Source organism: Stappia sp. ICDLI1TA098 (genome assembly GCF_054880955.1).
In genome coordinates this window covers 430,297-444,686 of the sequence record NZ_JBTZBT010000002.1, presented here as the reverse complement: position 1 = coordinate 444,686, position 14,390 = coordinate 430,297, and the positions used below count along the sequence as shown (strand labels likewise).

Sequence of the window (14,390 nt, the reverse complement as noted above, 5' to 3'; positions counted from 1 at the left end):
CTCTTGCGTTCGGGTCATGGACGCCCGGGCGCGCGGATGGGCGCGCCCGAACAGGCCGGGGGAGATCAGGTCGCCGCCTTGAGCGCGTCCGGATCCTTGCCACGGATGGCGTTGAGGTTGCGTGCGATCCGCTCCGCAGGCCAGGTCCACCAGGCCGTTTCGAGCAGGGTCGCGATCATCGCATCGTCGAAGCGGTATCGCACAACGCGGGCCGGGTTTCCAGCCACCACCGCATAGGGCGGGACATCGGAGGCGACCACGCTCTTCGCGCCGATGATCGCGCCGTCGCCGATGGTGACGCCGGGCAGCACCGTCGCATCGCGGCCGATCCACACGTCGTTGCCGACCACCGTGTCGCCGCGCATGCCTGCCTCGAGCCCGGCCATGTCGAAGTCCGTCTCCCATCCGTTGGCGAAGATGTTGAACGGATAGGTGGAAACGCCGGTCAGGTCGTGGTTTGCCCCGTTCATGATGAAGCACACGCCGGTCGCCAGCGCGCAGAACCGGCCGATCTTCAGCCGGTCGCCGATGAAGTCGAAGTGATAGAGGACATTCCTCTCCTCGAACTCGGCGGCGTGTTCGGGGTCGTGATAATAGGTGTAATCGCCGACCTCGATGGTCGGACGCGTGATCACCGTCTTGAGGAAGACGGTGTGGGGTGCGCCGCCCATCGGGTGGCGCGTCGCGGGGTCGGGTCCATGCATCTGGCGGATCCTTGCTGGATTTTCCGCGCAGGAAAGCCGGGTGCCGCCGGGCGCGAAAGCACCCTGGCGAGCGCGTTGGCGTCTCCGCGCGTTCGGTGTCGTCCTGGTCTTGAGATGAGGTTTGCCTTGCGCTGCCGGTCGCGGCGGGCAAGTCGGGATGGCTGGGCCTGGTGCGGGGCACCGCGATCACGTTGCGACCGGTGCAGGGTCGCCCGCTCTTGCCATCCTCAGGCTGGAGTGTTCATCCGCAGGGTCCTCCGGCTGGATGCCGACTGCGTGAAAGGATGGGGATGCGACGGCGTGCGCGCAACCCCGAACTGCGGCTTCGCCCATGAAAAAAGCCCCGCACCGTCAGGTGCGAGGCTTTTGTGTCACGGTCGGAAGAGAGGGCTCATTCGGCCTTGTCGTCCGCCTGCTTTCGTCGGTTGAACATGCCGCTGAGATTGTCCCACAGCTCAACCTTCACGCCCTGTCGGCGCATGATCACATACTGCTGGGCGATCGACAGCGAGTTGTTCCAGGCCCAGTAGATCACCAGTCCGGCCGGGAACGAGGCCAGCATGAAGGTGAAGAGGACCGGCATCCAGGTGAAGATCATCTGCTGCGTCGGATCCGGCGGAGCCGGGTTCATCTTCATCTGCACGAACATGGTCACACCCATGATCAGCGGCCAGATACCGAGCATCAGCATGTGCGGCGGATCCCAGGGGATCAGGCCGAACAGGTTGAAGATCGACGTCGGATCAGGCGCCGAAAGGTCCTGGATCCAGCCGAAGAACGGCGCGTGCCGCATCTCGATGGTGACGAACAGGACCTTGTAGAGCGAGAAGAAGACCGGGATCTGGATCACCACCGGCAGACAGCCCGCCAGCGGATTGATCTTCTCCTTCTTGTACAGCTCCATCAGCGCCTGCTGCTGCTTCTGGCGGTCGTCCTTATAGCGTTCGCGGAGTTCCGTCATCTGCGGCTGCACGAGCTTCATCTTGCTCATGGAGACGTAGGATTTGTTGGCCAGCGGGAAGAACAGCAGCTTCACCATCATCGTGACCAGCAGGATCGCGACACCGAAGTTGCCCACCATGTGGAACAGCCAGTCGATGACGAAGAACATCGGCTTGGTGAAGAAGTAGAACCAGCCCCAGTCGATCAGCAGGTCGAACTGCTTGATGCCGAGATCCTCGCTATAGGCGTTGAGCTGCTTGGTTTCCTTGGCGCCGGCGAACAGATGCGACGTCGTCTTGTTCGAGCCGCCGGCGGGGACGGAGATCGGATCGCCCAGGTAGCTGGCCCGGTAGCTGTCGGTGGCCGTGGAATAGGCGAACTCGGGCTGGAACTTGGCGTCGCCAGCCGGGATCAGCGTCGAGGCCCAGTACTTGTCGGTGATGCCGAGCCAGCCGCCGGTCACGGCGTCGGGACGCTGCGGGCCTTCCTTCTTCAGGTCGGAATAATCGACTTCCTTCAGGCCGGCGTCGCCGAGCACGCCGATCAGGCCTTCGTGCAGGATGTAGAAGCCCGCCGTCTTCGGCGTGCCGAACCGGTCGATCAGGCCGTAGGGGTAGAGCTGGATCGCCGCGCCGGTGCTGTTGATCACCTTCTGGTCGATCGTGAACATGTAGTTCTCGTCGATCGCGATCTGGCGCTCGAACACGAGGCCCTGGCCGTTGTCCCAGCTCAGCGTCACCGGCGTTTCCGGGGTCAGCGTCGCGCCCTCGGGCGCCTGCCACTGAGTTGTCGCGTCGGGGACGGCGGCGGTGGCGCCATCGGCGGTCGCGAAGCCGAACTCGGCGAAATAGGCGTCCGGCGCCTTGCGCGGGGAGAACAGGATGATGGTCGGGCTCGTCGGGTCCACCGTCTCGCGGTAGTCCTTCAGGCGAAGATCGTCGATCCGCCCGCCGACAAGATTGATGGACCCCTTGAGGCTGGGCGTCTCTATGGCGATGCGCGGATCCTGTGCGAGGGCGGCATCGCGGGTGAGCGAGCCTGCGGCTGCGGACGATGCCGCGCCTCCGGGAACGCTCGCCGCACCCGTGGCCGTGGTCACGCCGGGAGCGGGAGCCGTTGCGCCGTCCTGGGTCGCCTGCGTCGCCGCCTGCTGCTCGGCGCTCAGGCGCTGCCGCTCGATCTCCGGCTGGGCGATGAAATACTGCCATCCCAGCAGAACGACCAGGGACAGGACAATTGCCAGGATCGTATTACGGTTGTCGGCCATAGTCGGCGTTCATCCTCGGTGTTTGGGGCTTTTCGGCTGGGCCGCGCCTTTGCGGGAGGCAGGTTTGCCACGGTGCGGACGCGGCGAAGTGTCCGCTGAAAGCGGCGCGCGGGCAAGCCCGTGCATGACGTCGCGTACAAGGTCGCCATAGTCCTGCGACAACGCGCCGCGACGTCCGACAAGGACGTAGGACACGTCCTGTCGCGCGGCATTGGCGACCTCGCGCACCGCGGCCCTGAGCCTGCGGCGGATCCGGTTCCGCTCCACGGCGTTGCCGGTCTTTTTTGTGACCGTGTAGCCGATGCGAGAGGGGCCGGGCGTTGGAGCGGCCTGCAACACGAAGGCGCGCCGAGGCATCCGACCACCTTTGGCGATGGCCAGAAACTCGGCGCGCTTCTTCAGCGTCGGCAGTGTGGAGGACGGCGAGACTGCGGTCGGCTGTGTCTGGGACACGAGAACGATTCCTCCGCGGTCTTGCCCGTCGGCTCCTGTTACGCGCTCAGCCGCTTGCGGCCCTTGGCGCGGCGGCGAGCCAGGACCTGACGGCCGTTCTTGGTAGCCATGCGGCTGCGGAAGCCGTGACGGCGCTTGCGGACGAGGCGGCTCGGCTGATATGTGCGCTTCATTGTCTCTTTTCCACGCGCAAGGGGCGCGCGGCCCTGGTTTCCGAATTGTCTGGTGGTCGAGTCCCGCACATTTCCGGTCCGGTTCTCGAAAATGAACGCGGAGCCGCAAAGACGCGGTAGTCGTGGGCGCCGAGATAGTCAGCCGACCCGATTGCCGGGCTTATACGGGCCGGTCACGTTGAAGTCAACGACAAGCGGCGGCGGACTGCGCGATTTCGGACCTTGGGGGGCGACCGGCCCCGGCTGCGCCCAGCGGGTGCCTCCGTCCGCGCCGGGCAGTGCTTCCGGATGGCTGAAATGCTCGTTTCTTCGAGATGTTGCGCGCCTCGCCCGCGCTCTCACGCGAAGGTGACGGCACATTCAAGCGCCTTCACTTCCCGGTGAAAGCGGCCGAAAGAGCACGCCACATGCCCCACATTGACGGTACGAAGGACATCGGTTGCCAGGGTGGGAGGCGCGAATCCCGTGCTCGGGCGGCCAATGGGTGTGCGAATCTCGAGGAGAGCTGCATGGGGTCGCAAGGACGGAACGGCGCGGATGGCGCTGCGGCTTCGCCGAGCGGGCAGGGGGCGCATGTGGTCCCGCGTCTGCAGACGCGGCGCACGGTTCTTGGCGCGCTTGCCTGCGGCACACTGCTCCTTGGCGGGGCTGCCGGCCGCGCCATGGCCGCCCCGTCGCATGATCCGTTCTCCGAGTTGCTCCAGCGCTATGTCGTGCGCGGCGCGGATGGCCTCAACCGCGTGCGCTATGCCGCGTTCCGCGCCGAGGGGGGCGCCGAACTGGAGCGCTACATCGCAACGCTGGCGGCGACCCGGGCCTCGGCGCTGTCGCGTGCGGAGGCTTTCGCCTTCTGGGTCAACCTCTACAACGCCGTCACGCTTCAGGTGGTGCTCGCGCACTACCCGGTTGCTTCGATCCGCGAGATCGACCTCGGCGGCGGCTTTTTCTCGCGCGGCCCCTGGCGGCGGGCGCTGGTCAAGGTGGAGGGCCGCGACCTGTCCCTCGACGACATCGAGCATGGCATCCTGCGCAAGCGCTTCTCCGAGCCACGCGTGCACTATGCGGTGAACTGCGCCTCGCTCGGCTGCCCCGACCTTGCCCGGCGGGCCTATTCGGGCCCCCTCCTGGAGGAGATGCTGGAGACGGGGGCGCGGGCGTTCGTCAATCACCCGCGCGGCGTGCGGGTTGAGCGCGACGGCATCCATGCCTCGCGCATATACGACTGGTTCTCGGACGATTTCGGCAGCGAGTCGCATCTTCGCGCCCATTGGAGACGCTATGCGGGAAAGGCGCTGGCCGCCGACCTCGCTGCCGGTCCGCCGATTGCCGGCTATCACTACGACTGGGAGCTGAACGATGCGGCATGAGGACGACACCGCCGCCGCGGAGCAAGAGGCCGGCCCGCGCCGGTTCGCCCGCCTGCGCCGATGGCTGCCACTTTGCATCATTGCGGCTGCGATGCTCGCCGGCTATCTCGCCGGCTGGCACGAGTATCTTTCGCTGTCGAGCCTGATCCGCCAACGCGCCTTTCTTGCAGATTTCGTCGCGAACAATCTCGCGCTCGCGGCTCTGGCCTTCGTCGGGCTGTACGTCGCGGCTGTCGCGCTCTCCTTTCCCGGCGCCTCGCTTCTCACCGTGATGGGCGGTTTTCTCTTCGGCTGGGTGATGGGGGGCTCCTTGACGGCAGTGGCGGCCACCGCCGGCGCTGCCATCATCTTCTTGGCGGCGCGCACCTCGATCGGCTCGGCGCTGCGTGAGCGCGCTGGCCCGCTGGTCAACCGCATGGCGCGGGGCTTTCGCGAGGATGCCTTCAACTACCTCTTGTTCCTGCGGCTTGCGCCGGTCTTTCCCTTCTGGCTCGTCAACATCGCGCCGGCCCTCTTCGACATGCGGCTGCGGCCCTATGTGGTGGCGACCTTCGTCGGCATCCTGCCTGGAACCTATGCCTATGCCTTCATCGGCTCGGGGCTCGACAGCGTCGTCGCGGCGCAAGAAGCCGCTGATCCGGGCTGCGCGGCGGCTGGAACCTGCACTGTCGAGGTCTCCGCGCTGGTGACCCGCGAACTGGTCCTGTCCTTCGTCGCGCTTGCCGTTGCCGCGCTCATTCCCGTCCTCGTCAGGAAGCTGCGCAACCGCCGGCCGGGCCCGTCCCTCTGACCGCAAGGCCCTCGCGCAGGCAGGGCAAATGGGAGGTTTCATGTCTCTGACGCTGACACCGGATATCTGCGTCATCGGCGCCGGCTCGGGCGGCCTGTCGGTGGCGGCGGCCGCCGCCGCCTTCGGCGTCGATGTCGTTCTTGTCGAGAAGGGACGCATGGGCGGCGACTGCCTCAACCAGGGCTGCGTTCCCTCAAAGGCGCTGATCGCGGCTGCCCGGTCCGCACGCCATGCCGCCGATGCCCGCGTCTTCGGCGTCCACGCGGAGCCGGTGACGGTCGACTTCCAGGCGGTGCACGACCACGTCCACAAGGTGATCGCCGCCATCGCGCCGCATGATTCGGTCGAGCGCTTCGAGGGGCTTGGCGTCACCGTCATCAAGGCGGAGGCACGTTTTGTCGATGCGCGAACGTTGCAGGCCAGGTCCACGACCATACGGGCCCGCCGCTTCGTCGTCGCCACCGGTTCCACGCCTGCGGTGCCGCCGATTCCGGGGCTCGACACAGTGCCCTATCTCACCAACGAGACGGTGTTCGAGCGCACCGTCTGTCCGCTGCGCCTTCTGGTGATCGGCGGCGGTCCCATCGGTCTGGAGATGGCTCAGGCCCATGCCCGGCTGGGGGCCCGCGTCACCGTCGTGGAAGCGGGCAGGGCGCTTGCGAAAGAAGATCCCGCGCTTGCCTCGATCGTGCTCGAGCGGCTTCGCGGCGAAGGCATCGAGATCCTGGAGGAGGCGAAGGTGGTTGGCGTGACCGGCGCTGCCGGAGACATTCGCCTGAAGCTGGAAACGCCGGACGGGCGGCGCGAGATCTCCGGCACCGAGCTTCTCGTCGCCGTTGGGCGAAAGCCGACGGTTGCCGGGCTCTCCCTGGAGGCGGCAGGCATCCGCTTCTCGGCGCGCGGCATTGAGGTCGGCAAGAGCCTGCGGACGTCCAATCGGCGCGTCTATGCCATCGGCGACGTGGCTGGCGGGCTGCAGTTCACCCACGTTGCCGGCTATCACGCCGGCCTCGTCATCCGCGCCATCCTCTTCCGGCTGCCAGCCCGGGAGAACCGCGACATCATTCCGCGCGTTACCTTCACCGAGCCCGAGATCGGCCATGTCGGGCTGACGCCGGATGAGGCGCGCCAGCGTTTCGGTGCGGCATCGATCCGGGTTCTCGAAGCGCCCTTTTCCGGAAACGATCGCGCGCAGGCCGAACGGCGCACCGAAGGCCTTTTACGCCTGGTCGCCGGTCGGCGCGGGCGCATTCTCGGTGCCGACGTCGTCGGCCCTGGCGCGGGCGAGATCACCAACCTTTTGTCGGTCGTCGTCGCGCGTCGCCTGAGCGCGCGGGATCTGGCCGGCGTCGTCCTGCCCTATCCCTCGCTTTCGGAAGCTGTTCGCCGCGCCGCAATATCCTACTATGCTGAAAGCCCGAAGGACCCCTGGGTCCGGCGGCTGTTGCGGTTTCTCGCGCTGTTCGGATAGCGCTGCCGCGCGGGCCGGCTAGGGAACGCGAGACGAGACAGCGAGGACGGCGTGACGACGCCTCGAATGACAGAAACCGGCGCGCCCGACCGGGACGCGATGTCACCTGCCCAGGCAAGCCTGGAAGACGGCGGGCCCGCCGACCCGCGCTCGGGCGATCCCTTCCCCTTGGAGGACGAGGCGGAGGCGGCACTCGCGCGCGTCAATGCCGAGGCGGACCGCACGCCGCGCTGGAGCGGCCTGTCCGGCAAGCTGCTTGTTCTCACAGTCCTTTTCGTGATGCTGAGCGAAGTGCTGATCTTCGTTCCCTCCATGGCGAACTTCCGCAACACCTGGCTTCTCGACAAGCTCACCATCGCCGGTGTCGCGGCGAGCATCCTCGTCGAGACCGACATGGTTTCGCCCGGCGTCCAGGTTGAGCTGTTGCGCACGACCGGCGCGGTCGCCATCGCCCTGGATGACGGCGAGCGTCGCCGGCTCATCGCCATGTCATCCCGGCCCGAGGATCCCGCCGGCATCACCATGCGGGTCGATATGGGCGCCTCCGATCCGATGACCTCCATCGTCGAGAGCTTTCGAACCTTGCTCTTCGGCAGCGAGGGGCTGATGCGCATTGTCGGGCCGACGCAGATGGGGCTCGGCGGGCGGGTCGACATCGTCATGCCGCAGTATCTCCTGCATGACGCCATGCTGGCCTTCTCGGTGCGCATCCTGGCGCTGTCGCTGGTCATCTCGGCGATCACGGCGACGCTGGTCTACCTGTCGCTGCGCTGGCTGTTCGTGCGGCCGATTCGGCAGCTGACGCGGGCGATGGCGCGCTTCCAGGCCGCACCGGAGGATCCCTCCGCCATCATCGTGCCCTCCGGCCGCAACGACGAGGTGGGAGACGCCGAGCGCCGGCTCGAGGACATGCAAAGGACGATGGTCGAAACGCTCGAGCAGCGCCGCCGTCTCGCCAACCTCGGCCTGGCCGTTTCCAAGATCAACCACGACCTGCGCAACCTGCTGGCCTCGGCCCAGCTCTTCTCCGAGCGCCTCGAACTGGTCGCGGACCCGACCGTTCAGCGGCTGGCGCCCAAGATCGTCGCCCGTCTCGACCAGGCGGTCGGCTACACCCGCTCGGTCCTGGCCTACGGCAGCGCCCGGGAGGCGCCGGTGCAGCGCCGGCTCGTACATCTTGACGTGATCGTCCGTGATGTCGGGGAGGTACTGGGCCTGAGCGCCGAGGGTGAGATTGCCTTCGACAGCCGCGTCGCGGAAGGCGCGGAGATCGACGCCGATCCGGAGCAGCTTTTCCGCGTCCTCATGAACCTTTGCCGCAATTCGGTGCAGGCGATGCAGGCTGGACGCGGCGAGATGGCGGTCCATGGAGATGCGGCCGTGCGGCGGCTGACGGTTGAGGCGGAATGCCGACGCGATGGGGCGACGATCTTCATTCGCGACACCGGGCCGGGTATCCCGCCGGCGCTGCGTGGGCGGCTGTTCAAGCCGTTCCAGTCGGTCGCCAAGTCGGGAGGGACCGGACTGGGCCTTGCCATCGCCGCCGAACTCGTGGCCGCTCACGGCGGCACGATCCGTCATCTGGAAGAGGGCGGGCCGGGCGCGACCTTCGAGATCACGATCCCGGCGCGACCGCGCGCAACGACGGGCCCGGACAGCATGGATCCTGACCTCGCCGGTGGTCGCAGCACCGCCGATCTCTTCTGAAAATCAGTGGCATAGACAGGTTTTCAACAGACTTGCGACACTTCTTGCGAAGTTTGAAAAAAACTCGACGGCCTTGCTTGCAATCCTCGGGGGACCGCTGTAGAGGTATCGCCCTGTCAGGCGGCTTTGTCGCCCGGCGGTGAACCGGCCGGTTCGCTTGACGGATACGGCCGAAGATGGAAGCGCCCGTAGCTCAGCTGGATAGAGCACCAGACTACGAATCTGGGGGTCAGAGGTTCGAATCCTTTCGGGCGCGCCATTCCTCTCAATAGTTTGACATCCTCCCGATTTCTGAAATCGGCGAGGTTTGCAGGAAGCCTGCAAACTTTGCTGTGTGCGGGCGCTCGCGATCGGGCACTGCCCTTGACGCGGGAAGTCGCGTCCGCGGCGTGTATTTCGCCAGGAACGTGCCTGCCGTGCGCAGCGAGCGACCGGTGATGGTTGTGAATCAGACGCGCTTTTCGAAGCGGAACATCCCGTCGTCGCCCGGCAGGTCCGGCTCGTGTGCATGGTTCGGGTCCGGGTGTCGCGCGGTGTAGTACTCGACGATGCTGAAGCCGCAGACGTTGACGTAGAAGTGGATGTTGCGCTTCTCGAAATACGGCGTGTGGGTTGTCCAGACCTTCGTGTCGGGATAGCGCTGTTCGATCGCCTCCCATGCCTTGCGGCCAATGCCCCGGCCGATCTCGTCTGCTCGGACGAAGAACAACTCGAGCGCATTGTGCTGCGTCCCGGCGTCGATGGAAACGACGGCCCCGCCGACCCACCGTCCATCCTCGAGGATGCGGTGCACCACGGCGTTTGGCGCCTCGAAGGAGGCTGTCACGTCCGCGTCGGAGGGGATCGCTCCGTCTCCAACCGATCCGTACTTCTCGACGACGGCGATCGCGAAGGCGGCCTGGAGATCCTTTCGGAAGCGGGGCAGATCGGTCTCCTGTGCGATGTCGAGAGTAACGCGGCTCTTGTTCGGCGAGGGGGTCATCGGGCGTTTCCAGGTCGAGGGAAAGTGGGACGGCAAGGCCGGTCGGATTGTCCTTGGATGTTCGGGCACGCGCGGCGGAACGGTGGCTAGGATCAGGCGCGCGCCGGGTTCGCTCCGCCTTCGGCACGCGCCCTGCGGTCTGCAAGCCGCATGACGAGGACAAAGAACACCGGCACGAAGACGACGGCCAAAACGGTGGCCGAGATCATGCCGCCGAAGAGGCCGGTGCCGAGCGCGTTCTGGGTTTCGGAGCTCGGCCCCTTGGCCAGGACCAGAGGCACGATACCGAGCGTGAAGGCGAGCGAGGTCATGACAATGGGCCGAAGCCGCAGGCGGGCCGCCTCGATGGCTGCGTCGCGAAGCGAGCTTCCCTCGTCGCGCAGCTTGCGGGCGAACTCCACGATCAGCACCGCGTTCTTGGCCGAAAGGCCGATCAGAGTGATCAAGCCGACCTTGAAGAATACGTCGTTCTCGAAGCCCCGCAGATGTACCGCGGTGACCGCACCCAGGACCCCGAGCGGCACGACGAGCATGACCGAGAGCGGAATCGCCCAACTCTCGTAGAGGGCGGCCAGGACCAGGAAAACGACGACGAAAGATAGCGCAACCAGAAGCGGCGCCTGTGCGCCTGACTGGCGCTCCTGGAAGGACTGGCCCGTCCACTCGACGGCGAAGCCGGCGGGAAGCTGGGAGGAAATCCGTTCAATCTCGTTCATCGCATCACCGCTCGACACGCCCGGTGCGGCGTCTCCCGAGATGCTGAGCGAGGGGTATCCGTTATAGCGATTGAGCTGAAGCGGGCTGACGGACCATTCCGGCGTCACCATCTCGTACAGGGGAACCATGCCGCCCTTGTCGTTGCGCACATGGAGCTTCAGGACGTCCTCGACCTGCATGCGGTCTTTCGCCTGCGCTTGCAAGATGACCTGCTGAAGTTTGCCCGCGCGCGGAAAGTCGTTGACGTAGGTCGAGCTCATGGTCGAGGCGAGCAGGTCGCTGATTGCGGAAAAGGAGACACCCAGGGCACCTGCCTTTTGCCGGTCGACGCGAAGGTTGACGCCAGGCCCGTTGGGCAGGCCGTCGACACGAACGTTCCGCAGGAGTTTGCTCTGCCCCGCAAGCTCGATGAGCTTCCGCGACGCATCCCGCAGCGCTGCAGCATCGCGCCCGGCGCGGTCGATGAGGCGCAGCGCGACGCCTGACGTCGTACCCAATTCCTCGATGGCCGGCGGCTTCATGATGAGGATCTCGCCTTCCGTTGCCTTCTGCATCGCCCGTTCAGCCGCCGCGATTTCGGCGTCTGTGCTGCCGCCCCGTACATCCCAGTCGCGCAGCGTGGTGAAGGCCATAGCCGCGTTCGGGCCCGAGCCGGAAAAGCCGAAGCCCATGATGGACAGGTTGTTGGCGATGTCAGGGCGCGTCGCGGCGTGATGGTCGAAGAGCTCGACGAGTGCCTTTGTCCGCTCGGCGGTGGCGTCTGCCGGCAACGTGAAGGAGGTCATGAACGTCCCCTGGTCTTCATCCGGCACGAAAGCAGTCGGCAGTGCGCCGTAGCCCAGCACCAGCGCGCCGACGAGGGCGCCATAGACCAGCATGACGCGGCCGACCCGTTTCACCAGCCAGCCGACCCACGCGGTATACCGCTCCGTCAGCCTGTCGAAGCCCCGGTTGAACCAGGCAAAGAAGCCCTTCCTCTCGTGATGGGGGGCGACCGGCTTCAGGATCGTGGCGCAGAGCGCGGGCGTCAGGCTGAGTGCCAGGAAGGCCGAGAACAGGATCGAGACCGCGAGCGAGACCGTGAACTGGCGGTAGATTGCGCCGACGGAGCCTCCGGCAAGACCCATGGGCAGGAACACCGCCGTCAGCACCAGGGTGATGCCGATGACCGCACCCGTGATCTCCCGCATGGCTCGACGCGTGGCCTCGCGCGGCGACAGGCCCTCTTTCGCCATGAGCCGTTCGACGTTTTCAACGACGACGATCGCATCGTCGACGATGATGCCGATTGCCAGCACCATGCCGAACATCGTCAGCACGTTGATCGAGTAGCCGATGGCCCACATCACGGCGAAGGTGCCGAGGAGCGCGATCGGTGCAACGATCGCCGGGATCAGCGTGTAGCGGACGTTCTGGAGGAACAGGAGCATGATCAGGAACACCAGAACCATGGCCTCGGCGAGTGTCTGCACGACCTTCGAGATCGACAGCTTTACGAAGGGTGCCGTGTCGTAGGAGACAGCGTAGGCGACGCCCTCGGGCATGGCCGGGGCGAGTTCGGCGAGCCGTGCACGCACGCCTTCCGAGGTGCTGATGGCGTTGGCGCCGGGCGCGAGCTGAATGGCCGCGGCGGTGGCCGGCTTGCCGCCGTCGAAGATCGAGAAGCCCATGGTCTGAGCGCCGATCTCGACCGTGGCCACCTCGCCAAGCGTCAACTTCGAGCCGTCAGGGTTGGAGCGCAGGACGATGGCGGAGAACTCCTCGGGCGTTTTCAACTGTCCGTCGAGGCTGAGCGGAACGCTGATCATCTGGCCGGGAACGGCAGGCGCTTCGCCGAGCCGCCCGGGTGCCACCTGGACATTCTGGGACTGGATCGCCTGCGTGATCTCGGCCATCGAGACCGAATAGGAGACGAGCCGGGCAGGATCGATCCACACGCGCATGGCGGCCTCCGAGCCAAAGGACTGGACGCGGCCGACGCCAGGCACCTGCTTGAGCTCCAGTGCCAGGTTGCGCACGAGATAGTCGTCCAGCGCCAGCGGGTCGGCCTTTCCCCACTCGGAGCGCAAGGACACGATCATCAGGAACCCTGACGTGACAGCTTCCACGGAGAGGCCCGCGCGGCGGACGGGCTCGGGCAGGCGCTGCTCGATGGCTTTCAGGCGGTTCTGGACGTCGATCTGGGCGAGTTCCGGGTCGGTGCCGGGCTTGAAGGTGACTGTGATGCTGGCATTGCCGGACGAGTCGGAAGAAGACTCGAAGTAGAGGACGTTCTTCACCGCCGTCAGCTCGCGCTCGATTGGCGTCGTGACGCTGTCGTTGATTGTCCGCGGACTGGCGCCCGTATAGGTGGCGACGATGCTGATGCTCGGCGGCGCGATCACGGGAAAGCGGGAGACTGGAAGTTGCGGGATCGAGGCGATGCCGGCCAGCACGATGAAAATCGCGATGACCCAGGCAAAGACCGGGCGCTCGATGAAGAATTGAGGCATGGGGGCTCCTCAGATTTCGGCCTTGGATGAGACAGGCTGGTAGGGGACGACCTCCAGTGGAGCGCTTCCCTCTGTGCGATCCTGCCCCCGCACGACCACGGTCTCACCGGCCTTCAGGCCGGACAGGATCACATACTGCCGGTCGACCAGCGCCCCCAGCTCGACGTCGCGGCTGCTGGCGGTATTGTCGTTCCCGAGGATCGTGAGTTGCGCGCGTCCCGACGGACCACGGCGCACGGCCTCCTGCGGCACCGTCAACGCATTCGCATAGATGGCGCTGGGCACCCGGGCGCGCAGATACATGCCAGGCAGCAAATGGCGGGAAGGGTTGGGCACCTCGATGCGCATGGCGATGCTGCCCGTGCCGGGATCCACCGTACTGTCGGAAAAGAGGACCTTGCCCTGGAAGTCGTAGGGCTTTCCTGTGATCGTCAGAATGTCGACCGGAAGGCCGCCGGCATTCTCGCTCCGGCCGCTTTCGAGCATCTCCTCCAGCAGTTCCCGACGTATCGAGGGCTGGCGGACGTCGAGATAGACACGGTCGATCTGTCGGACGACGGCGAGAGCGGTCGAGGCTCCGACGGACGCGAGGCCTCCCTCGGTGGTGAGAGCTTGGTCAACGCGCCCTGCGATCGGACTGCGGACGGTCGCGTAGGCCAGTTCGAGTTTGCGGCGTGTCAGGTTGGCCCTGGCCTCGGCGACACTTGCACGTGCCCGCGCCAGCTCAGCCGTCGCATCGCCGAGCGCCGCAGCGCTCGCGGTTCGGGTGGCCGCGAGCGCCGTGATCCGTTCATGCTTGGAGGCGGCGTTAAGGAGGTCCGCCTCCGCTCGCGCCAACACTGCGGAGGTCGCTTCGACATCGGCGGCGAACGGCGCGGGATCGATCTGGAAGAGGGGCTGCTCCGCCGCCACCTCCGACCCTTCCGTGAAAATCACCTTCTGTACAATGCCGGTGACCTGAGGGCGTATCTCGGCCGTCCGCAGAGCCGACACGCGGCCCGGCAACTCGTCATAAACGACCACCCGGTGCGGCTGCACCTTCTGGACAGAGACACGGACGGGGGCGGCTTTTGCTTCCGTTTGCCCCTTGTCGCCGTCAGACTTCGGGCTTTCTGCGCCGGTGCACGAGCCAAGAGCCATCGCGGCGGCGGCGAGGAGAGCAAGCGGCAGGGGGTGGCGAAAGCGCATCATGGCGGTGATCCATCGAGACGGTCTGTCGCTCCATGCGACCTCGCCGTTATCGATCCGCCGTGTTGATGCTGTGTGGAGGAAATGTTGCGACTTGATGGAGAAGGGGCGAGAGCGCTCGACGCGGGCCGCGTCAG

General features: G+C 66.2%; 11 protein-coding genes and 1 tRNA gene. 5 read left to right on the top strand and 7 right to left on the bottom strand.

What is annotated here, in order from left to right; genetic code table 11:
• Window positions 1-65 precede the first annotated feature (65 nt).
• The 4 genes from ACSLUQ_RS12370 to rpmH form a co-directional block, all read right to left on the bottom strand.
• On the bottom strand, window positions 66-704 hold the full coding sequence (locus tag ACSLUQ_RS12370) for a CatB-related O-acetyltransferase (protein ID WP_461808702.1): 639 nt from the start codon (window positions 702-704) through the stop codon (window positions 66-68).
• A gap of 391 nt (window positions 705-1,095) precedes the next feature.
• The gene (gene yidC / locus ACSLUQ_RS12365; RefSeq protein ID WP_461808701.1) at window positions 1,096-2,913 is read right to left on the bottom strand and encodes a membrane protein insertase YidC; all 1,818 of its coding nucleotides are present in this window, start codon (window positions 2,911-2,913) and stop codon (window positions 1,096-1,098) included.
• Window positions 2,914-2,922: 9 nt separating this feature from the next.
• Entirely contained in the window at window positions 2,923-3,366 is a 444-nt protein-coding gene (gene rnpA / locus ACSLUQ_RS12360; RefSeq protein ID WP_417772236.1) for a ribonuclease P protein component, read from the bottom strand.
• 38 nt (window positions 3,367-3,404) lie between these two features.
• On the bottom strand, window positions 3,405-3,539 hold the full coding sequence (gene rpmH, locus ACSLUQ_RS12355) for a 50S ribosomal protein L34 (protein WP_067220180.1): 135 nt from the start codon (window positions 3,537-3,539) through the stop codon (window positions 3,405-3,407).
• Window positions 3,540-4,048: 509 nt separating this feature from the next.
• On the opposite strand from rpmH, the gene ACSLUQ_RS12350 reads away from it, so the two are divergent.
• The 5 genes from ACSLUQ_RS12350 (at window position 4,049) to ACSLUQ_RS12330 (ending at window position 9,133) form a co-directional block, all read left to right on the top strand.
• Window positions 4,049-4,906, top strand: coding sequence for a DUF547 domain-containing protein (locus ACSLUQ_RS12350; RefSeq protein WP_461808700.1), 858 nt, complete (start codon window positions 4,049-4,051; stop codon window positions 4,904-4,906).
• Window positions 4,896-5,696, top strand: a complete 801-nt coding sequence (locus tag ACSLUQ_RS12345) for a TVP38/TMEM64 family protein (protein WP_461808699.1) — start codon at window positions 4,896-4,898, stop codon at window positions 5,694-5,696. Before ACSLUQ_RS12350 ends, ACSLUQ_RS12345 begins: the two co-directional genes overlap by 11 nt.
• A 40-nt stretch (window positions 5,697-5,736) precedes the next feature.
• Window positions 5,737-7,167 (top strand): dihydrolipoyl dehydrogenase family protein, encoded by a 1,431-nt coding sequence (locus ACSLUQ_RS12340; RefSeq protein ID WP_461808698.1) that lies wholly within the window; start codon window positions 5,737-5,739, stop codon window positions 7,165-7,167.
• Between the two features lie 66 nt (window positions 7,168-7,233).
• On the top strand, window positions 7,234-8,874 hold the full coding sequence (locus ACSLUQ_RS12335; protein ID WP_461808697.1) for an ATP-binding protein: 1,641 nt from the start codon (window positions 7,234-7,236) through the stop codon (window positions 8,872-8,874).
• A gap of 182 nt (window positions 8,875-9,056) precedes the next feature.
• Window positions 9,057-9,133: transfer RNA gene (locus ACSLUQ_RS12330), tRNA-Arg, on the top strand.
• A gap of 189 nt (window positions 9,134-9,322) precedes the next feature.
• Here the strand turns inward: ACSLUQ_RS12330 and ACSLUQ_RS12325 are convergent.
• From ACSLUQ_RS12325 to ACSLUQ_RS12315, 3 genes are all read right to left on the bottom strand, one after another.
• Window positions 9,323-9,856, bottom strand: a complete 534-nt coding sequence (locus ACSLUQ_RS12325) for a GNAT family N-acetyltransferase (protein ID WP_461808696.1) — start codon at window positions 9,854-9,856, stop codon at window positions 9,323-9,325.
• Window positions 9,857-9,948: 92 nt separating this feature from the next.
• Window positions 9,949-13,065, bottom strand: coding sequence for a multidrug efflux RND transporter permease subunit (locus ACSLUQ_RS12320; protein WP_461808695.1), 3,117 nt, complete (start codon window positions 13,063-13,065; stop codon window positions 9,949-9,951).
• Between the two features lie 9 nt (window positions 13,066-13,074).
• Window positions 13,075-14,256 carry an efflux RND transporter periplasmic adaptor subunit gene (locus ACSLUQ_RS12315; RefSeq protein ID WP_461808694.1) on the bottom strand — a complete coding sequence of 394 codons (1,182 nt, stop codon included), beginning with the start codon at window positions 14,254-14,256 and terminating at the stop codon, window positions 13,075-13,077.
• Window positions 14,257-14,390: the final 134 nt, after the last annotated feature.

Bases quoted from the DNA above. Each gene is read 5' to 3' on its own strand.
- ACSLUQ_RS12370 (WP_461808702.1), bottom strand. From the start codon at position 704: ATGCATGGACCCGACCCCGCGACGCGCCACCCGATGGGCGGCGCACCC.
- yidC (WP_461808701.1), bottom strand. From the start codon at position 2,913: ATGGCCGACAACCGTAATACGATCCTGGCAATTGTCCTGTCCCTGGTC.
- rpmH (WP_067220180.1), bottom strand. From the start codon at position 3,539: ATGAAGCGCACATATCAGCCGAGCCGCCTCGTCCGCAAGCGCCGTCAC.
- ACSLUQ_RS12350 (WP_461808700.1), top strand. From the start codon at position 4,049: ATGGGGTCGCAAGGACGGAACGGCGCGGATGGCGCTGCGGCTTCGCCG.
- ACSLUQ_RS12345 (WP_461808699.1), top strand. From the start codon at position 4,896: ATGCGGCATGAGGACGACACCGCCGCCGCGGAGCAAGAGGCCGGCCCG.
- ACSLUQ_RS12340 (WP_461808698.1), top strand. From the start codon at position 5,737: ATGTCTCTGACGCTGACACCGGATATCTGCGTCATCGGCGCCGGCTCG.
- ACSLUQ_RS12335 (WP_461808697.1), top strand. From the start codon at position 7,234: ATGACAGAAACCGGCGCGCCCGACCGGGACGCGATGTCACCTGCCCAG.
- ACSLUQ_RS12325 (WP_461808696.1), bottom strand. From the start codon at position 9,856: ATGACCCCCTCGCCGAACAAGAGCCGCGTTACTCTCGACATCGCACAG.
- ACSLUQ_RS12320 (WP_461808695.1), bottom strand. From the start codon at position 13,065: ATGCCTCAATTCTTCATCGAGCGCCCGGTCTTTGCCTGGGTCATCGCG.
- ACSLUQ_RS12315 (WP_461808694.1), bottom strand. From the start codon at position 14,256: ATGATGCGCTTTCGCCACCCCCTGCCGCTTGCTCTCCTCGCCGCCGCC.